This window comes from Prevotella veroralis DSM 19559 = JCM 6290, assembly GCF_000377625.1.
Classification (GTDB): domain Bacteria; phylum Bacteroidota; class Bacteroidia; order Bacteroidales; family Bacteroidaceae; genus Prevotella; species Prevotella veroralis.
The window spans coordinates 97770-117459 of sequence record NZ_KB898325.1 but is presented as its reverse complement, the minus strand read 5'-3'; the positions used below and the strand labels follow the sequence as shown (position 1 = coordinate 117459).

The following is a 19690-nucleotide window of genomic DNA, read 5'->3' as shown; positions in this document are numbered from 1 at the left end:
ATTATGGCATACAAGATCCTATCTATTAACCCAGGCTCAACCTCAACCAAAATCTCCTTAGCGAATGACGATGAACCTGTCTTTGTTGCAGACATTCCCCATTCAAGAGAAGAACTAAGTACTTTCAAGAAGATTACAGATCAATTTCATTTCCGAAAGCAAGTTGTTATTGAAGAATTAAAGAAACGCAATATCCCTCTTGACTTTGATGCTGTTATCGGACGAGGCGGCTTAGCTAAGCCCGTATCAAGTGGTGTATTCACCATTACGGAAGAAATGATACTTGACCAGCAACAAGCTATTCACCAGCATGCCTGTGACTTAGGCTGTATGATTGCAGACGAGATTGCGCGTGACATCCCTGGTTGCAAAAGCTTTATTGCCGATCCTGGTGTAGTTGACGAACTAGAACCAGAAGCCCGTATCTCTGGTTCTCCTCTAATGCCTCGTGCATGTATCTGGCACGCTTTGAATCAGAAAGCCATTGGTAGACGATACGCCAAAGATATAGGTACTAAATACGAGAGGCTCAACCTTATCATCTGTCATCTTGGTGGTGGAATATCAATTGCCGCCCACAATCATGGTCGAGCAATCGATGCTAATAACGCCCTTGATGGTGAAGGTCCTTTCTCACCCGAACGTGCGGGTAGCCTCCCAGCAGCCGACTTAATACGCCTTTGTTTTAGTGGTAAGTACACTGAAAGCCAATTATTAGGCAGAGTCAGTGGGCAGGCTGGTTTAATCGCACATCTTGGTACAAATGACCTAAGAGAGGTAATGAACTGGATAAAGGCTGGCGATAAACATGCAGAGTTAATCGTGTCAGCTATGATATGGCATGTTGCAAAGAACATAGTCGCAGAAGGGGCTGTTCTATATGGTAAAGTTGACGCCATCCTTCTCACGGGTGGAATGGCAAAGAGCGATTACATCATCGACCGCCTTAAACGTCGAATAGAATATCTTGCTCCAGTGCATGTTTATCCTGGTCAAGATGAGATGCTCGCATTAACAGAGAACGCCTTGGCAGTCTTACGTGGAGAAAGAATAGCTAAAGACTATTGATTCACATTCAATCGATTTACAGAACACCTAAACTATAGTTTATAATTAAAAACAAATCTTATGAAGGTACATGAATACCAAGCAAAGAGTATCTTTGCATCTTATGGACTACCGGTAGATCGCAACATCGTTTGTCGAACACCGGATGAGGCTGTTGCTGCGTATAAACAATTAGGTTTAGCAAAAGCGGTAGTAAAGGCACAAGTACACACGGGTGGTCGTGGTAAGGCTGGTGGTGTTAAACTTGGAAGTAATGAAGAAGAGATTCGCCAACATGCAGAAGCAATCTTAGGCATGGACATTAAAGGGTTCACTGTTGATCGCGTCCTAGTTAGCGAAGCTGTTAACATTGCATCAGAGTACTACATGAGTATTCTTGTTGATCGCAAGTCGAAGTGCCCTATGTTGATGTTGAGTCGTGCCGGTGGTATGGATATCGAGCAAGTGGCAAAAGAGACACCAGAGAAGATTGAGAAGATTGTCATTGATCCAACTATTGGTATGTCTGACTTCCTCGCACGTGAAGCAGCGTTCAAGTTATTCGATGATATGGCACAAGTGAAACAAGCGGTGCCTATCTTCAAGAACCTTTATAAACTCTTCGTCGAAAAGGATGCCTCACTTGCAGAGATAAATCCTCTCGTGATGACACAGGAAGGTACACTAAAAGCCATCGACGCTAAGATGACCTTTGATGATAATGCTCTCTTCCGCCATCCTGATATAGCTGAACTCTTCGAGCCTACAGCAGAGGAAAAGAAAGAGCGTGAGGCTAAGGATAAGGGGTTCAGTTACGTTAACCTTGGAGGCTCAATCGGTTGTATGGTGAATGGTGCTGGTCTTGCAATGGCTACGATGGATATGATTAAACTCTATGGTGGCGAACCAGCTAACTTCCTTGATATTGGTGGTAGCTCTAACCCCGAGAAGATTGTTGAAGCCATGAAGCTCTTATTAGCCGACAAGCATGTAAAGGTTGTTCTCATTAACATCTTTGGTGGAATTACACGTTGCGATGATGTTGCTAAGGGCTTGCTTGAAGCGTTCAAGGTGATTCAAACCGACATTCCTATTGTCATCCGTCTCACTGGTACCAACGAGGCGGAAGGAAGGGCAATATTAGAAGGAACCCACTTCAATGTTGCCACCTCTATGGCAGATGCTGGACATAAGGCAGTTGAACTAAGTAAACAACTTTAAATAAGATATTATGAGTATTCTGATCAACAAAAATACAAGACTAATTGTACAAGGTATAACTGGTCGTGATGGTAGTTTTCACGCATCAAAGATGAAAGAGTATGGAACCAATGTTGTGGGTGGCACCTCTCCCGGCAAGGCTGGACAAGAAGTCTGTGGTATCCCTGTTTTCAACACGGTGAAAGATGCGGTGGCTGCAACACAAGCAAACACTTCTATTATCTTTGTTCCTGCACCTTTCGCTAAGGATGCTATGCTAGAAGCTATTGATGGCGGTATTCAACTTGTCATCTGTATTACCGAAGGTGTACCAACGCTCGACGCTATAGCTGCACAGCATTATGCTAAAGTTCGCGGTGTAAAGGTTATCGGACCTAACTGCCCTGGCTTGATATCTCCAGAAGAGAGTATGGCTGGTATTATGCCAACGAACATCTTTAAGAAAGGACACACTGGCGTCATCAGTCGTAGCGGTACTTTAACTTATGAGGTGGTGCATAACCTCACTCAAGCAGGTCTCGGACAGTCAACAGCCGTTGGCGTTGGTGGTGACCCAGTTGTAGGTCTTTACTTTGAAGAACTATTACAGATGTTCCAAGATGACCCAGAGACGGATAGCATTGCACTCATTGGTGAGATTGGTGGTGACGCAGAAGAACGTGCTGCACAGTTTATAAAGGAACATGTAACTAAACCCGTAGCTGTCTTCATCTCTGGACAACAAGCTCCTCCGGGCAAACAGATGGGGCACGCTGGTGCTATAATTTCAAGTGGCTCTGGCTCTGCAAGTGAAAAGATAGCTGCGTTTGAAGCTGTCGGCGTTCCTGTTGCACGTGAGACAAGTGAGATTCCAACACTACTAAAGCAACAGATGAAGAAGTGATGCGAGGTATCTCCCAAGACTTTCAAGATAAGGAAGAGCCTCATCAGAACTATATTTCAAAGGAAGTAAAACATAAATCAATTAGTAAATTTGTTTAGCATTTCATATTAACTATAACTTCCTTAAAGAATCTAATATACCCTCGTTCGTCCAATAACTTTATTTATATGCGGACTAACGAGGGCTTTCTATTGCACACGAATAAGGTTCAGGACACCCCACTTTATTATAAGCATAGATTATTAGAATAATAAGTCCTTTTCCTTTCATATAACCCTTATCACACTGCTCCTATAAGCTATACGATAGTACTTATATAAGCAGTACCATCGTATTCATATAAGCATCTCCATATTATACACGTTTGTATAATGAATTATACACGCCTGTATAATCAGTTATACACGTCTGTATAATCAGTTATACACGTTTGTATAATCAGTTATACACGCCTGTATAATTCGTTATACAGACGTGTAGAACTCGGTAAGTCTTATTGAAGTACGATTGAACACTAACTTAAAGCATGGTTGACACCTAACTTAACTGTCTATCACACTTATCCTTAGACATCAATCCTAGTGAAAAAACGCATCCAAACCATCGAGGCTAATCCTCTCATCAGTAGGAAAGTAAGGAAGGCTAACCACAATGCCTCATTAGCAAGACTCCCCCTAAACCCTAAGTAAACTGCGAAGAACGATAGCATGGCAATGACCGTTGAAAAGAGCATACCCTTCGTATCAGTAAGTCCGATGAATACTCCATCAAGGATGAAAGCTGTCACACCTGCAACAGGAATAAAGCAAGCCCAAGGCAAGTAAGGTCGTGCCGCCTCAACGACAGTTGCATCATCCGTAAGAAGATGTAAGAATCCTGTTCCACCTATCACATATAAACACGTGAACATTAGGGTCATTAAGCCACCAAACGCAAACAAGCGTCGTATCGTAATTCGCAATCCTTGCTTATCTCCTGCACCATAATACTTGCCACTCAAGGCTTCCCCAGCATAAGCGAAACCGTCCATGACGTAAGAGAAGATAGTGAACAAGGTCATCAACAGCGTGTTTACAGCCAACAGCATTGTACCTTGTTTTCCTCCCGCCGAAGTGAAATAGAAGTTAACGGCTATCAAACATAAGGTGCGAAGAAAGATATCTTTATTGACAAGGAAGAAGTCAATCCACGCTCCTTTCACTGAAAGAATGTGGGTAAAATTAACCCAAGTAGAATGCCCTAAGTTCGTTACTTTTCTCGCCTTGTTGATCTTACTTACACGCTTCCATGCACTTAATAATGCCACCAGAAAACCAATCCATTGAGCGAGCAACGTTCCTGTAGCTATACCCGTTATCCCCCACTCCAAGGCAAACACCAAGGATAAAGAAGTAAGAATATTCACTATATTCTGTAAGATGGCTACGACCATAGGTGTACGTGTGTCCTGCATTCCAATGAACCAACCTGTCAACCCGTATAACCCCAACATTGCTGGTGCACCCCAGATAACAATACGGAAGTAAGTTGCGACATAATCCCACGAGGCTTCAGGTGTATTCATCAAACGTAATAAGCCCCATTCCAATCCTCTTTGAGCAAGGATGAACGATAAACCGAAAGCAAGTCCAATGGTTAAACTACGCACCAATATTCCAATACATTCCGCCTTGTCCGCACGTCCAAAGGCTTGAGAAGTCATCCCACTGGTTCCCATTCTTAGGAAGCCAAGTAACCAGTACATCACATTGAAAATCATTGTTCCAACGGCAATCGCACTGATATAGGCTTCATTGCCAATATGCCCCACCACCATAAGGTCAATTAGTCCTAACAGCGGCACCGTGATATTACTCACAATGGAAGGTAAGGCTAAGCGGAGTATCTCTTTATTCTTATCGTCCAATCGCATCATTGTTTCACTCCCGAATATAGTCTTTCGCTACAAGGTCGTAATATAAAGCCTCCAACTCAGCCAAGGATAAATGTTCTATGGAATGCTCTAACACGCGGATAAGCTCCATCCGTCGAGTTTCATTCTCTACTCTATCAAAGTTCATAAGATTTCTTTTCTATATTATATCGTTGATCTTCCTACTAAAAGGGACAACATGACATACTAATTTACATTGCTATATACACGCATAATGAGGCGACAAAAGTAATTGAATTAATTGTGAATTCAAAAGATATTAGGTAATTTTGCGTACATTAATATATTATTAAACCATCATGGGAAAGAAACAGGAATACAAGCAAAAGAATGAGGAATATCTGAAAGAAGTTAGTCAGCGAGAGGGAATAAAGGTTCTCCCCCATGGTATTCTTTATGAGGTAATAAAAGAAGGAACAGGCGAAGGAAAGGTGCAGTCGCGTTCTATCGTAACTTGTAATTATCGTGGGAGTCTCATCTCTGGTAAGGTATTCGATGATAGTTGGCAAAGGGGAGTGCCAGAAGCATTCCGTGTTAACGAATTGATTACAGGCTTTCAAATCGTTCTATGCGCCATGTACAAGGGGGATCATTGGCGTGTTTATATCCCTTATCAAGACGGATATGGTACGAAAAGAGACGGGGATATTCCTGCCTTCTCTACACTAATCTTTGAGATTGAACTCATGGGGATAGGTTAAGAACGTAGAGTGGAAAGTAAGTTATAATTAGTGCCTTTAAATACAATACCTATGTTGATTAAAACTTTCATTGGTTCTTGCATTGCGGTAATATCCTTCTGTTCTTGCAATTCAAAGTTGACTATCGGGAACATGGCAGGAGAATACCACTATATATATAAGGTGGGAAAGGGGATGAGTGGGAGTTGCCGTCTGACACTACGTAAGGACAGCAGTTTCAGTTACTCAGAACATTTCGATCTCATGTATTCAAGCGGTAAGGGAGTGTGGGAACTAAAGAAAGACACAATAACCTTAATGTTTGACAATCCACCTTATAGCATTTACGAGGCACTAGCAGGCGGAGAGACTTATCGCGGAACTTGGACTGTGCCCGTCATAAGAAGAAACAAAGTGCAAGTAAAGAATATAATACTCGTTAAGGAGTTGCACTTAACGAAGAAGTCATCCTGCCTTGAGACGAAGAAGAATGATTAATTCACATTCGGATATGCGCTGCACCTTATCATCAATCGGCACAAAAAAAGACTCTCATCATTGAGAGTCTTCTTTGAGGTGCCTAGCGGAATCGAACCGCTCTACATGGTTTTGCAGACCATTGCCTAACCTCCCGGCCCAAGCACCATTGTTGTTAGCAAAGGAGTATCTTGCTTTGCGTGTGCAAAGATAAGTACTTTATTCGATTTAACCAAACTTTTCAAGTTTTTTTTCAATGCCGTATAAGAAAATCACTCCTACGTTCCATTGCTCAATACTACTTAAAGGGTATTAAAAAGAGGACTTCTGTTAATGGCTAACTTGCGAAGTCCTCATTTTCTAATTACTTAAAGCATACAGGCTTCTTGCGCCCTTTCAACTTCCGCTTAGCTTTGAGTTGGTCGTGGATAGCACATCCAGCGCAACCATGACAAGGGTCTTTGGCTGTTTGAAATGTTTGCCAAATTCTATAGCCCACATAGGCTAGAGCCGCAAGAAAGACTATTGCTAAAACAATATACTGCCACATATACTCCTCCTTCTATCTCTTAAACAGGAACATTCGTATCATCCTCAGCAAATGGATCTTCAGAGAAGTTTAGCTCATCCTCATCAAACCATTTAGAGAGTTTCTGCTTTGCTTTATCCTTTAAGTTATCATCAACTTGACTCCAAACCTTCCCTAAAGCATAGAGAAGAACGGCGAGGTCGTCAGCCAAACCAGCTATTGGTATTGCATCGGGGACAACATCTATAGGAGAGATCAGATAACCCAAAGCCCCTATGATGATGGCTTTGTCTTTCAATGATACCTTGTCACTCTGCATGAGATAATAAAGAATCAAAGCTATATAAACCAACTTAGCTCCTGCTCGCTTGGCTATGCGTTGTATCTTCTCAATAAAGTTCTGCTGTGAGAACTTGTCCTTGTATTTCTGTAAATCAGGTATTTCCATATTACAATTACATTAAAATTATTACTTAAAGGCTATCACTTTGTCAACGTATGCTTTAGCTTCTGGATAATCTTGATTAGCACGACGAACACGACTACGAACAACTGCCTTCATGATTACTCTATAGATTAAGAAGAGCACCAAACCGACAGCTATTGCCGCCAAAACATTCCACACACCTTTGAAAGGTAGTGAGTCGTCAGGGAAACCAGACATTACGAGGATTGGCAAACATAATAAGATGCCAGCTACAGTATAACGTGAACGTTCGGTTCCCTCGCTATCTAAAGCTGCTTGATAATCAAACAAATAATCTGAAAGTACCTCTTCGCTAACCTCTACTGGTCGTTGAGGAAAACCAGCTTCATCCTTATGATTCCTTATCTTATTCTCTACAACGTGTTGGAAATCATCCACTACAGTTACATATTGTTCTTCTAAATCTTTCATGATCAAACTCGTTTTTTAGCTAATGTCACACTCTCACCCACGCTAATCTTCTATAAAGGAAGATTAAAGGAGCATAATTGATAAAAAAGATAAAGCAGTGTTCCTATAAGCCGGGTTCCGTCTCTTCCTCATCTTTCGATAAATAGGAAGATGCCTGTCATTTATCTAGTTTACAAGTCACCTTGTAACTCAAGCATTCTACCCTCCATTGTGCTAACGCTTGGGTGGGCAGCCCTCAAACAACGGTTTACATGAACTTGCAGCTCCTGAACGATACAGCCAGACGATCACCCGCCTGCTGGTAGTCTCTTACACTACCTTCTCACCCTTACCACTATTAGAAGTGGCGGTCATTCTCTTCTACCTTCATCTATTGTCACCAATAGCTTCTACTTTCGGAAGCAGGATGCCCTATGCTGCCCGGACTTTCCTCTCGTATCTTTAAAAGATACCAGCGACAGAGCCGGAACACTGCCTTATCAGGGTTACAAAGATACTATTAAAACATGGAACGGGCAAAATATTTTGATTTTTTTCATATAAGTAGAAGGGCATACAAACTGTAACTGCATTACATATCACTATTCAATAGCATAAGAAAAGAGCATATTCTTTATCTTTGAAGGTACTCTTTTCACATGAAAGAAAGCACCTTTTATAATCTTAAAAAGCCTCTTGTAATATACATCAAATTATCTACTGACTATCAGGATGTTATAACCTTAGTTTAAACATCCCTCCTTTTTCTCCTTAGAAAATCATATAGAAGAAAGGTATCAAGTCCTTTGATGATACTTACAAAGAGTTAGAATCTATGGTTATAATTAACTAACTTGAAAGAATAAACAATGAATTGAATAAGAGATAACAGGAAAAAGCGTTGAAACTGAACGAATGTAAATTTATCAACTCTTCTAATTAAGAGCCGTTAAGTAGTGAAATTAAAGTGTTAAAATCGGATAAAGATAACTGACAAGATAACCGATTTACACATTTTGCACCTATATTTGCAACCACAAAAGAAGTCTGATAGACATTCCATACAATGCCAATTTGACAGATAACAAAGTTACTAATAAATAAAAGAATAAGTATATGAAGAATTTATCAAAGTATCTGGCTGGTGCAGCATGTGTTACTGCTCTTGCCTTTTCCACAGGTGCTTTCATCAAAGTATATGCAGCTGAAGCACCAGTTGTAGCTCCAGGTCAGCCAGTAGACCTCACTTATGCAGCAGAGAAAGCACTGCCTGCTGTAGTGCATATAAAGTATGTACAAAACTCTAAGACACAGACAGTAGACGTTCAAGATGACCCATTTGGAGGCTTTTTCGATCCATTCGGTTTCTTCGGCAACCCTAATCAAGGTAACGGAGGATCACGCAGACAGAAGATCCAAACACCAAAGAAAGAGGCTACTGGTAGCGGTGTTATTATTTCATCAGATGGATATATCGTAACGAACAACCACGTGGTTGAAGGTGCTGACGAATTGACAGTTACATTAAACGACAATAGAGAGTTCTCTGCACGCATCGTTGGTACTGACAAACAGACAGACCTTGCCTTATTGAAGGTAAATGCAAAGAATCTCCCTACTCTACCGATTGGTGACTCTGATAAACTAAAAGTTGGAGAATGGGTAATTGCTGTTGGTAACCCTTATAACTTAAGTTCTACTGTTACAGCTGGTATCGTTAGTGCAAAATCTCGTGGCTTAGGAGCTTCTCAAAATGGTATCGAGAGCTTCATTCAAACTGATGCAGCTATCAACCCTGGTAACTCTGGTGGTGCGCTGGTAAATACGCAAGGCGAACTGGTTGGAATCAACGCAATGCTTTACTCACAGACTGGTTCTTATAGTGGTTATGGTTTCGCCATCCCAACAACTATAATGAATAAGGTGGTTGATGATATTAAGAAGTATGGTAGTGTTCAGCGTGTAACCTTAGGAATTCAAGGTGGTGACGTTCTCAACTATATCAACGCACAGAAGGAAGATGGCAAGAATGTAGATCTTGGAACGAATGAAGGTGTATATGTTGCTGAAGTAATGTCAGAGGATGGCAATGGTGCAGCTCTAGGCTTGATGAAGGGTGATGTTATCACAAAGTTTGATAACCAAAAGATCACACGCATGTCTGAACTTCAACAGGCACTCAATGGTAAACGTCCTGGCGATAAGGTTACAATAACCTATCTACGTAATAAGAAAGAAATTACAAAGACAATTACATTGAAGAATGCACAGGGTACTACAAAGATTATCGAGCAAGCAGATATCGATGTTCTTGGTGGTCAGTTCCGCCCAGTAACAGAGGCAATGAAGAAGCAATTGAATATCAACTATGGCCTTGAAGTACTGAAGGTTAATAACGGTGCGTTGAAGTCTGCTGGTATCAATCGTGGCTTCATCATCCAGAATGTCAATGACAATATGGTTAAGAGCATTGACGATTTACAAGGTCTCGTAAAGAAGGCTTCAACCAGCAAAGATCCTGTACTCTACATACAGGGTATTTATCCAACTGGAAAGAAAGCATACTTTGCAGTACCATTGGGTGACTAAGCCTTTAGTTGTAGTCTTTTGAGACAAAAAAAGATAATCCTCCTTTCTCCTGAAAATAACCATGAGAAAGGAGGATTTCTATCTGTAATAAGGTAATATTTTCTACGTTTTATTTGTTCAGCTCATTGAATTTACGTAATTTTGCCATCACTTTAGTTAATGCCACACAACATGAGACAATTGAAAATCACAAAATCGATTACGAATCGAGAGAGTGCTTCTCTTGATAAGTATCTTCAAGAAATCGGTCATGAAGAAATGATTAGTATCGAGGAGGAAGTTGAACTTGCTCAGAGAATACGAAAAGGTGACCGTAAGGCTCTTGAGCGGCTAACTAAAGCCAACCTACGCTTCGTTGTCTCTGTGGCAAAGCAATATCAAAATCAAGGATTATCGCTCGCTGACCTTATCAATGAAGGTAACTTCGGATTGATAAAGGCTGCTGAGAAATTTGATGAGACACGCGGCTTTAAGTTTATCTCTTATGCAGTGTGGTGGATTCGACAGAGTATCTTACAAGCTATTGCAGAACAAAGTAGAATCATTCGATTACCCCTCAATCAAGTTAGCTCGGTCAACAAGATAAACAAAGTGCTAAACAAGTTTGAGCAAGAAAACGAACGAAGACCAAGCATAGATGAGATAGCACGGGATACAGATATTCCTGAAGAAAAGATAATTGAGGCTTTCAAAATAAACACGCATCATATCTCTGTAGATGCTCCTTTTCATGATGATGATGAAAGTAGCTTATTGGATGTTATTCCGAATGATGCAATCCCATCTACTGATAAATCTTTAGTAGAAGAGAGCTTACGGGCAGAGATTGGTAGAGTGTTGGATATCCTCGAAGATAGAGAGAAGAAAGTCATTGAGGCTTACTTCGGTATCAACCAACGGGAGATGACCTTGGAAGAGATTGGAAGTAAATATGGACTGACACGCGAACGCGTAAGACAAATAAAAGAGAAAGCGATAAGACGATTACGTCAACAAACAAATAGTAAAATACTCAAGGCTTATCTTGGGCAATAATATTAACATAGAAATAAGAAAATGAGACTTCGCCAACTATTAATCGTCACAGTTCTTCTTGTGGGATGTGTAATTAACGGTAATGCAAAAGGATATAGACCAGCAAAGATTTACATGTTTGGTTTTGCTGCTTCTTTTAATGATTCAACTGTCTATCTAACGGATATTCAAACAGTAAATGCGTACTTGGTAAACAACAGAACAAAGTTCTTGGCTAATCGTGAAGACTATTCTTATCAATTACGCAACTATCTACAAAGTAATGGTTTGGAGGCTTTTCCTACTTGTATAACCATGTTCGCAGAGAACGAGAAAGATGCTACAAAGAAGTATCTTAAACTAAAAGAACGTTACGAGAAATCGAAAAAGAAATACTCTATCAAGAGTTTAAAAGATAGTCAGTTTAAGTACACGCCTGTTGAACCCGACCAACAATCATAAAATGGACGTAAACAACTTTAGAGTAGCTGACCTTGACGTGCAGATTACATTCCGTGATACAAGTATCAACGGAATGCACTTGTTACGCTCGTTTGAACCTTTTAGAGTCAAGGAAGAATCAGACAAACCTTTCTTTCGTCTTATTGTTGATGATTCAATAAGACCTGTACCCAAAGAGCAACGCAAACGTATTCGTGCCTTTGACACAGGTAATGGAGACACCATTGTTGATCGTGTTGAAGATGGAAGTTATCAGTATATCATCAAAGATATTAGTGGTGCTGATTGTTGCTTACTTAAATGTAATAAGGATTTCAGCGAATGTTATTGCGCCTTGAATGGCAACACCAATATGCGTACATTCGGTATTAATAATGCACTGATGCTCATCTTCGCATTTGCTGGTGCTCAACAAAAAGTCTTGCTTATCCACGCCTCCTTAGTACGCAATAATGGTTATGGATATGCTTTTATAGCAAAGAGTGGAACGGGAAAATCAACACAAGTCAGCATGTGGTTGCGTCATATTCCTGGTAGTGATCTCATGAATGATGATAATCCCATTGTGAGACTTATTGATGGAGAAGCATGGATTTATGGAAGTCCTTGGAGTGGGAAAACTCCTTGCTATCGTAATATTAAAGCTCGCTTAGGTGCAATCACACGTATCGACAGAGCTAAAGAAAATTCGGTTGACAAGCCCTCTCCTATTGAGGCATTCGCATCTCTTCTCCCTTCATGCTCTAGCATGAAATGGGATTCTACCATCTACAATGCTGTTTGTGATACTATTACTAAAATAGTTGAGACTGGTCGTATATATACTCTCCACTGTTTGCCAAACAAAGAAGCAGCTGAGGTTTGTCAACGCGCAATAGCAATTAAATAAGAATGTCGACTAAAGAGCCAATCCTCACAACGACTGAGATTCAATTTGCAAATGCTGATTTAATCCCAGAAGTCGTTAAGATCTTAAACGAAGGACATAATGTAACTTTGCGTCTTCGGGGATTCTCTATGCGTCCATTTCTTGAGAATGACAGAGACAAGGCATTATTGGTAAAACCTTCAAGTATAAAGGTTGGCGATCCAGTCCTTGCCGAGATAAGTCCAAAACATTTTGTTCTGCATCGCATTGATCGAATGGAAGGAGAGAATATCACGCTTCGTGGTGATGGAAATCTCGGTATTGAACATTGTAAGCGAGAGAACATTGTTGGTGCAGTCATTGGTTTTTACAGAAAAGGACATAAGACCATGGATCGTACTGACGGGTGGAAATGGAAGTTATATAGCAAACTATGGGTAGGTTTACTTCCCTTTCGTCGTTATCTCCTTGCCGCCTATAGGCGATTATGGATTCCATTGTTCGGACCAATCTAAGCAATGACAAAGTCCTTTCTCTGTCCAACAAAACAAATAAGGCTAAGACATTAACTCATAATAAGTAATCAACAATAATGAAAGTAAAGAATGGCTTTAACCTCCGTGAAGTATGCGGAGAAAATATCATAGTCGCAGAAGGAGATGAGAATATCGACTTCAGCAATATCATTTCTATGAACGAGAGTTCGGCTTACTTATGGCAAGAAGTGCAGAAACTAGACAACTTCACCATTGATACACTCACCCAACTTCTTTGTGAACAATATGATATTGATGAGGCAACAGCTAAAAACGATGTAACAACACTTGCTACACAATGGGCTGCAGCTGGAATCATTGAGGGTGAGGATATGCCTAAGGTTAAAGCAGAAGAGCAATTTCACAAAGAAGATATCAAGCCTCAAAAGGAGGAAATAACGAAACCGGAAGAGAAAAAGAAAAGTTTATTTAAGCGTATCTTTGGATAGATAAGATTCTGTTTATATATTAAGAAGACAGCTCGCCAAACCAAGAAAGGTCAATGCTAAGATATACAAGAAAAAGTTCGCGAACAATTTAAGAAAAGTTCGCGAACTTTTTTATGCCTGTCTTTGCTTGAAGTCTATCTACTTCTTTGACGAGCCAGACTAACAAAGTCATAAGCTCTGCGTATCTAATAAAAACCAAGAATCTAACTTTACAATAGGCTTACAAAAAGCCATATCCGATGCCTGCAAATTTATATATGGTTAGCGGGAAATTTTTATTTGATAGAAATTTATGGGGAACAGGTTAGAAAATCTATGCAAACCGCACACGCATTTACTGCAACCCAATTCCCTAATCTTACGCTCTTTGACAAGAGTATATTTCGTGGAGCACAAAAGTACATATTGTCAATGACAAAAGTATATATCGTCAACAACTCCTCCCACATACCTAACAGAAGAGTATTATCTACGTTAAAGACGAGTATAAAAAAGTTCGCGAACAATTTGGAAAAAGTTCGCGAACTTTTTCTTGGTTTTCTTAGCATTGACAGATTGGCGAGACGATTATATATAAAATAAGGTGTACCAATGCTATTGTAGCTTTTGATACCACCTTAATTTATTTGTTTTTACATTAGCTTTAAATACTGCTATTACTTGTTTCTTTTGTGGAATAAGCCAAATTTCTTTTTCTCAGAGGATCGGGAAGTCTTCATACCACCAAACTTCCGATAGAGTTTCCAGCCCAAGATAAGTCCATCTAATACGCCAGCTCCCGTATTGATAAGTCCAGAGAAGCGTTGTGTTGGTGTATTATTATTCTTGGGTTTGTGCATGAGCTGATTCCATAAGTCAGCTATTTTGTTGCTATCTTTAGTTAAGTCGGTAAGCAACTGAGCTTTTCGAAGTCGAATGTCATTCAACGACTTATATTCAGAATCAGTGATAGTTTTCTGGTCAGTCATAAGCTTATTTTGACATTAAAAGGCTTCCTAAGAATCTTACTAATGGTCGTTCGATTAAACGATGACGTAATAAGATAAAGAAAATGAGTAGTACTAAATAGAAAGCACCAACGACTAGGAAAGCCAGGATAAGCGAACCCATCAATGTTTGCAACGCATAAGCTGCTGCAAAAGAAAAATAAACCAATGAGATGAGAAGAGTTACGCTAAGAACCGTAATTATAGTAATTACCGTCAATAACCGCACAATCTTCTCAATTACATCGAGCTTCAGATATTCTGATTGAAGCCCGATGTAATGCTTTAACGCCTCAGTGAGTTGCGCTATTGTTTCAATGTTGTTATCGTTAGAAAACATTTCAACAAATTAGATAGTCTCTGCTGCTGCGTCCTTGATGTCCTCTACAAATTCATCAGCCTCTTTACGGCTAAGTTTAAGATCGTGCTTCTTGCAGAAGTCGTCAACAGCATCAGCAATCTTTGTTCGGGTGTCTGTTCCCTTTTCTGGAGCCAACAAAAGTCCAAGTGCTGCACCTGTAATACTACCGCAGAGGAATGCTCCAATGTAACCTAATGTCTTCATAATCTCTTACTTTAAAATGTTAGTTAAATATAATCTAATCATTGGCAAATATAGTCAAAGTTTCGCGTACTGACAATACGATCGCTAGTATTTTGTGTTAAAAATATTGCAAATACCTTATTTAACAAACTTTAGTTGCGTTATTTTTTAACTTCTGCTGCTTATTTCGTAACTTCGCACGATAAAAAGAATAAACGCATAACTAATAAATAACTAACGGATTATGAAAAAAATAATGGTTTTGGGTGCTGCTATGTGTGTGGCATTGTCATTCACTGGTTGTAAGTCTAGTGAGAGTGCATACAAGAAGGCTTATGAAAAGGCAAAAGCCCAAGAGCAGACATCTACAGATAATGATGATAGCATGAGGCAGGATGCTCCTGTTGTTGCTCCTGTTGAGACTGTACAACAGCCTGTAACTCAAGCTCCAGTTGTCGATAACTATGACAACGAGCCTGTTCGTCGTGAGAATGTATCAGTTGTAAATGGCGCTGGCTTGAAGGCTTATAGCGTTGTTGTTGGTTCTTTCGGTGTAAAGGCTAATGCAGAAGGTTTACAGCAACGTTTGCAGAATGCAGGTTACTCTGCACAGGTAGCTTTCAATTCTGGTAATAATATGTATCGTGTTGTCGCTGCTACATTTGATAGCAAGGCTTCTGCAGTACAAAGCCGTAATCAGCTTCGTGCAACTTATGCTGATGCTTGGTTGCTCGCAAAGTAAATGGGTAGGATTCTATCAATAGACTACGGAAAGAAACGTACAGGATTGGCAGTCACTGACCCATTGCGTATTATTGCAAATGGGTTAGCGACTATCCCCACATCCGATATTTTTGATTACTTGACACAATATGTTACCAAGGAATCAGTAGATCAATTGGTAATAGGTAAGCCTATTCAGCCGAATGGTCAACCTAGCGAGAATCTAACTCGTGTAGAAAACTTCGTTAATCGTTGGCGTAAACTACATCCAGGGATGCCTATCGATTATTATGATGAGCGTTTTACCTCTGTGATTGCGCATCAAGCGATGATTGCTGGTGGTGTGAAGAAAAAGACACGTCGTGAGGATAAAGGGCTTGTTGACGAGATTTCTGCAACAATTATTCTTCAGGATTACATGAGGTCTAAAGGGCTTTAGTCGATGAGTGTGCTTTGTTAAATCGACTCGATTAATGCAATGAGACCTAAAACCCAATAATTAATTAAAGAAGTAATATGGTATTACCTGTTTACACATACGGTCAGCCTGTGTTGCGCAAAGTAGCAGAGGATATTCCTCTTGACTATCCTGATTTGCAACAGCTGATACAAAATATGTTTGAGACCAATACTGCCAGTGATGGTGTAGGGTTGGCTGCTCCACAAATTGGAAAGTCTATTCGTGTGGTAGTTATTGATTTGGATGTTCTTTCAGAGACATTCCCTGAGTATAAAGGCTTTCGTCATGCTTTTATCAATGGACATATCTTAGAGTTCGATGATTCAGAGACTGAAACTTTAGAAGAAGGATGTTTATCATTGCCAGGTATTCATGAGTCTGTGACACGTGCCAAGCGTATCTATGTGAAGTATGTTGATGAGAACCTTGTTGAACATGAAGAATGGATTGAAGGCTACCTTGCCCGCGTTATTCAGCACGAGTTCGATCATCTTGATGGCAAAGTATTTACTGATCATCTCTCACCATTCCGCAAGCAGATGATAAATAGTAAGTTGAAAGCCCTCTTGCAAGGAAAGGTGCGTTGTAACTATCGTGTGAAGCCTCCACGTAAGTAGAGTGATATGTTGCGTGGAATCGTAGTATCCTTGCTCTGTCTCTTGACATTGCCAGCAGCAGCCCAGTATAACATCAATAAAATGATGGAAGAGGGGAGGCGAACGCTAGATCAAGGATATTACGTTACTTCCATGCAAATATTCTCTCGTATTGTTGGTTTAAAGCCAAACCTTTATGAGGCTTGGTATCTTATGGCTTTATCCAAGTACCATCTAGAAGATTATAAAGGTGCCGATAGCGATTGTCGACGTGCCTTAGAGCTACAACCTTATATAGCTGATATCTATGAACTTTATGGAATGACTAATATTCGTGAAGAACGTTACGATAGTGCTATCGTTGCTTATACTCATGCGATAGATATCTCCCCAGACAATCGTGATTATTGGTTTAATCGAGCTTATTGTTTGTATAGGGTAGGAGACAAGCAAACAGCGCTTACCCAATTAGATTATATGCTAAAGCGATGGAAAGACTTTGGTGCAGCTCAACAACTCCGAGCTGATATCAAAGCAGGACGACAGCCAAAGCAACGCCCTTCCAAGCCGATTCAGTTTGATATCAATCATCTTCGACCGTTAAATAAGAGTCCTTGGTTAATGAAACCAATAACCGAAGGAGATAATAAACAGAATAGACTTCCGTAGTCATTCAGAATATTAATGGCAATATATCATATTCCTGATAATGATAATATAGCTTGGTACTTCTACTTCTCCAATTCATTTATTGAAAACTACATTTATATTCCTCATTCTCATAATAAAGTGTTACCTTTGCCGCAACTTTGATTTATAAAACTAATTTGTAGTATGGTTAAAATCACTTTCCCAGATGGTTCCGTTCGTGAATACGAACAGGGCGTAACTGGTTATCAAATCGCCGAGAGCATTTCGCCGGCTCTCGCCCGTGACGTTGTATCTTGCGGTGTAAATGGTGAAACAGTAGAGCTCAATCGTCCTATCAATGAGGATGCAACGATTGCTCTTTATAAGTTTGACGATGAAGAAGGTAAGCACACCTTCTGGCACACTTCTGCCCATCTTCTCGCTGAAGCATTGCAGGAACTTTATCCAGGTATACAGTTTGGATTCGGTCCGGCTGTTGAAAATGGCTTCTTCTATGACGTAATGCCACCAAAGGGTCAGGCTATCTCTGAGAACGATTTCCCAAAGATTGAAGAGAAAATGCGTGAACTTGCTAAGAAGAACGAGCAAGTTGTGCGTCATGATATATCTAAAGCAGATGCCGTTAAGGAGTTTACTGCTGATGGACAGGAATATAAGGTGGAGCACATTGAGCAAGATCTCGAGGATGGAACCATCTCAACATATACACAAGGTAGTTTCACCGACCTTTGTCGTGGTCCGCACCTTGTATCAACGGGTACTATCAAGGCCATCAAGATTACCAGCGTTGCGGGTGCTTTCTGGCGTGGTGATGCGAAGCGTGAGCAGATGACGCGTATCTATGGTATCTCTTTCCCAAAGAAAAAGATGCTTGATGAATATCTCGTTATGCTCGAAGAGGCTAAGAAACGTGACCACCGCAAGATTGGAAAAGAGATGGAACTCTTCATGTTCTCTGATCGTGTAGGTAAGGGTTTACCTATTTGGTTACCAAAGGGTACGCAACTTCGTCTACGTTTGCAAGAGTTATTGCGCCGTCTTCTCCGTCCTTACAACTATCAGGAGGTTATTACTCCAGGTATCGGTGGTAAGAACCTTTATGTAACTTCTGGTCACTATGCCCACTATGGCAAGGATGCTTTCCAGCCAATTCATACACCAGAGGAGGATGAAGAGTACATGCTTAAGCCAATGAACTGCCCTCACCACTGTGAGGTTTATGCTTACAAGCCACGTTCTTATAAAGATCTTCCATTGCGTATTGCTGAGTTCGGTACGGTATTCCGCTATGAAAAGAGCGGTGAGTTGCATGGATTGACCCGTGTTCGCACGTTTACACAGGATGATGCGCATATCTTCGTTCGCCCAGATCAGGTAAAAGCAGAGTTCGAAACCAATATTGATATTATTCTAAAGGTATTCGCAACCTTTGGATTTGACAATTACGAGGCACAGATTTCACTCCGCGACCCTAACGATAAAGAGAAATACATCGGTTCAGATGAGGTATGGGAAGAGAGCGAAGCCGCTATTAAGGCCGCTTGCGAAGAGAAAGGTCTCAAGGCGCGTGTAGAACTTGGAGAGGCCGCTTTCTATGGTCCTAAGCTCGATTTCATGGTAAAGGATGCCATTGGTCGTCGTTGGCAGTTGGGTACTATCCAGGTAGACTATAATCTTCCTAACCGTTTCAAACTCGAATATACAGCGGAAGATAATACGAAGAAGACTCCTGTGATGATTCACCGTGCACCATTTGGCTCGCTCGAACGCTTCACAGCTGTACTCATTGAGCACACAGCAGGGCACTTCCCACTTTGGTTGACACCTGATCAGGTGGCAATTCTTCCAATCTCTGAGAAGTATAATGACTACGCTCGCAAGGTAAAGGCTTACCTTGATGCTCACGATGTCCGTTCAATCATGGACGATCGCAATGAGAAAATTGGTCGCAAGATTCGTGATAACGAGCTAAAGCGTGTACCTTATATGGTCATTGTTGGTGAGAAAGAGGCAGCCCAAGGCTTAGTTTCTATGCGCCAGCAGGGTGGAGGCGAGCAAGCTACCATGACAATGGAAGAGTTTGCTAAGCGCATTAACGATGAAGTTGCTGAACAGCTCAAGACATTGGATTAATCAAAAGCAACGATTCAAACCCATTGTCAACC

General features: G+C 40.7%; 24 protein-coding genes, 1 tRNA gene and 1 other RNA gene. 16 read left to right on the top strand and 10 right to left on the bottom strand.

Annotation, left to right across the window (positions count from 1 at the left end; all coding sequences use genetic code 11):
• Positions 1–3: 3 nt before the first annotated feature.
• From buk to sucD, 3 genes are read left to right on the top strand one after another with little or no spacing between them, the layout of a single operon-like run.
• Positions 4–1068 carry a butyrate kinase gene (gene buk / locus D464_RS0100565; RefSeq protein ID WP_018909680.1) on the top strand — a complete coding sequence of 355 codons (1065 nt, stop codon included), beginning with the start codon at positions 4–6 and terminating at the stop codon, positions 1066–1068.
• A gap of 60 nt (positions 1069–1128) precedes the next feature.
• Positions 1129–2268 (top strand): ADP-forming succinate--CoA ligase subunit beta, encoded by a 1140-nt coding sequence (gene sucC / locus D464_RS0100560; protein ID WP_018909679.1) that lies wholly within the window; start codon positions 1129–1131, stop codon positions 2266–2268.
• Between the two features lie 10 nt (positions 2269–2278).
• The gene (gene sucD, locus D464_RS0100555; protein WP_018909678.1) at positions 2279–3151 is read left to right on the top strand and encodes a succinate--CoA ligase subunit alpha; all 873 of its coding nucleotides are present in this window, start codon (positions 2279–2281) and stop codon (positions 3149–3151) included.
• A 565-nt stretch (positions 3152–3716) separates the two neighbouring features.
• Here the strand turns inward: sucD and D464_RS0100545 are convergent.
• The gene (locus D464_RS0100545) at positions 3717–5066 is read right to left on the bottom strand and encodes an MATE family efflux transporter (RefSeq protein WP_018909677.1); all 1350 of its coding nucleotides are present in this window, start codon (positions 5064–5066) and stop codon (positions 3717–3719) included.
• A 4-nt stretch (positions 5067–5070) separates the two neighbouring features.
• On the bottom strand, positions 5071–5211 hold the full coding sequence (locus tag D464_RS13700) for a hypothetical protein (protein ID WP_004382726.1): 141 nt from the start codon (positions 5209–5211) through the stop codon (positions 5071–5073).
• Positions 5212–5383: 172 nt separating this feature from the next.
• Between D464_RS13700 and D464_RS0100535 the strand changes: the two genes are divergently transcribed.
• Entirely contained in the window at positions 5384–5785 is a 402-nt protein-coding gene (locus tag D464_RS0100535; protein WP_018909676.1) for an FKBP-type peptidyl-prolyl cis-trans isomerase, read from the top strand.
• 51 nt (positions 5786–5836) lie between these two features.
• The gene (locus D464_RS0100530) at positions 5837–6262 is read left to right on the top strand and encodes a hypothetical protein (RefSeq protein ID WP_238309059.1); all 426 of its coding nucleotides are present in this window, start codon (positions 5837–5839) and stop codon (positions 6260–6262) included.
• A 76-nt stretch (positions 6263–6338) separates the two neighbouring features.
• Here D464_RS0100530 and D464_RS13570 read toward each other — a convergent pair.
• The 5 genes from D464_RS13570 to rnpB all read right to left on the bottom strand — a co-directional run bounded on the left by D464_RS13570 (position 6339) and on the right by rnpB (position 8143).
• Positions 6339–6409: transfer RNA gene (locus D464_RS13570), tRNA-Cys, on the bottom strand.
• Between the two features lie 196 nt (positions 6410–6605).
• Complete coding sequence (locus D464_RS0100525) at positions 6606–6791, bottom strand: FeoB-associated Cys-rich membrane protein (protein ID WP_018909673.1); 186 nt, start codon at positions 6789–6791, stop codon at positions 6606–6608.
• Between the two features lie 19 nt (positions 6792–6810).
• Positions 6811–7218: a YkvA family protein gene (locus D464_RS0100520; protein ID WP_004382720.1), complete on the bottom strand. Its 408-nt coding sequence runs from the start codon at positions 7216–7218 to the stop codon at positions 6811–6813.
• A 21-nt stretch (positions 7219–7239) separates the two neighbouring features.
• Positions 7240–7668: a hypothetical protein gene (locus tag D464_RS0100515; protein ID WP_009434198.1), complete on the bottom strand. Its 429-nt coding sequence runs from the start codon at positions 7666–7668 to the stop codon at positions 7240–7242.
• Positions 7669–7758: 90 nt separating this feature from the next.
• An RNA gene (gene rnpB / locus D464_RS12845) (RNase P RNA component class A) lies at positions 7759–8143 on the bottom strand.
• A 620-nt stretch (positions 8144–8763) separates the two neighbouring features.
• Between rnpB and D464_RS0100510 the strand changes: the two genes are divergently transcribed.
• From D464_RS0100510 to D464_RS0100485, 6 genes are all read left to right on the top strand, one after another.
• The gene (locus tag D464_RS0100510; RefSeq protein WP_018909672.1) at positions 8764–10236 is read left to right on the top strand and encodes a S1C family serine protease; all 1473 of its coding nucleotides are present in this window, start codon (positions 8764–8766) and stop codon (positions 10234–10236) included.
• A gap of 171 nt (positions 10237–10407) precedes the next feature.
• The gene (locus D464_RS0100505; protein WP_024985740.1) at positions 10408–11271 is read left to right on the top strand and encodes a sigma-70 family RNA polymerase sigma factor; all 864 of its coding nucleotides are present in this window, start codon (positions 10408–10410) and stop codon (positions 11269–11271) included.
• Positions 11272–11292: 21 nt separating this feature from the next.
• Positions 11293–11712 (top strand): hypothetical protein, encoded by a 420-nt coding sequence (locus tag D464_RS0100500; RefSeq protein WP_018909670.1) that lies wholly within the window; start codon positions 11293–11295, stop codon positions 11710–11712.
• A gap of 1 nt (position 11713) precedes the next feature.
• Entirely contained in the window at positions 11714–12601 is an 888-nt protein-coding gene (locus D464_RS0100495; protein WP_018909669.1) for a hypothetical protein, read from the top strand.
• Between the two features lie 2 nt (positions 12602–12603).
• A complete protein-coding gene (locus D464_RS0100490) occupies positions 12604–13095 on the top strand; it encodes a S24/S26 family peptidase (RefSeq protein ID WP_018909668.1) in 492 nt (163 codons plus the stop codon).
• Positions 13096–13172: 77 nt separating this feature from the next.
• Positions 13173–13565, top strand: a complete 393-nt coding sequence (locus D464_RS0100485) for a PqqD family protein (RefSeq protein ID WP_018909667.1) — start codon at positions 13173–13175, stop codon at positions 13563–13565.
• A 656-nt stretch (positions 13566–14221) separates the two neighbouring features.
• Here the strand turns inward: D464_RS0100485 and D464_RS0100480 are convergent.
• From D464_RS0100480 to D464_RS0100470, 3 genes are read right to left on the bottom strand one after another with little or no spacing between them, the layout of a single operon-like run.
• Entirely contained in the window at positions 14222–14533 is a 312-nt protein-coding gene (locus D464_RS0100480; RefSeq protein ID WP_018909665.1) for a hypothetical protein, read from the bottom strand.
• A gap of 4 nt (positions 14534–14537) precedes the next feature.
• Positions 14538–14891 carry a phage holin family protein gene (locus tag D464_RS0100475; protein ID WP_018909664.1) on the bottom strand — a complete coding sequence of 118 codons (354 nt, stop codon included), beginning with the start codon at positions 14889–14891 and terminating at the stop codon, positions 14538–14540.
• A 9-nt stretch (positions 14892–14900) separates the two neighbouring features.
• A complete protein-coding gene (locus tag D464_RS0100470) occupies positions 14901–15116 on the bottom strand; it encodes a YtxH domain-containing protein (protein ID WP_004382708.1) in 216 nt (71 codons plus the stop codon).
• A gap of 223 nt (positions 15117–15339) precedes the next feature.
• Between D464_RS0100470 and D464_RS0100465 the strand changes: the two genes are divergently transcribed.
• From D464_RS0100465 to thrS, 5 genes are all read left to right on the top strand, one after another.
• On the top strand, positions 15340–15837 hold the full coding sequence (locus tag D464_RS0100465; RefSeq protein WP_018909663.1) for an SPOR domain-containing protein: 498 nt from the start codon (positions 15340–15342) through the stop codon (positions 15835–15837).
• On the top strand, positions 15838–16257 hold the full coding sequence (gene ruvX, locus D464_RS0100460; RefSeq protein ID WP_018909662.1) for a Holliday junction resolvase RuvX: 420 nt from the start codon (positions 15838–15840) through the stop codon (positions 16255–16257).
• Between the two features lie 77 nt (positions 16258–16334).
• Positions 16335–16895 (top strand): peptide deformylase, encoded by a 561-nt coding sequence (gene def / locus D464_RS0100455; protein WP_018909661.1) that lies wholly within the window; start codon positions 16335–16337, stop codon positions 16893–16895.
• Positions 16896–16901: 6 nt separating this feature from the next.
• On the top strand, positions 16902–17543 hold the full coding sequence (locus tag D464_RS0100450) for a tetratricopeptide repeat protein (protein WP_018909660.1): 642 nt from the start codon (positions 16902–16904) through the stop codon (positions 17541–17543).
• A 165-nt stretch (positions 17544–17708) separates the two neighbouring features.
• The gene (gene thrS / locus D464_RS0100445; RefSeq protein WP_018909659.1) at positions 17709–19658 is read left to right on the top strand and encodes a threonine--tRNA ligase; all 1950 of its coding nucleotides are present in this window, start codon (positions 17709–17711) and stop codon (positions 19656–19658) included.
• Positions 19659–19690 lie beyond the last annotated feature (32 nt).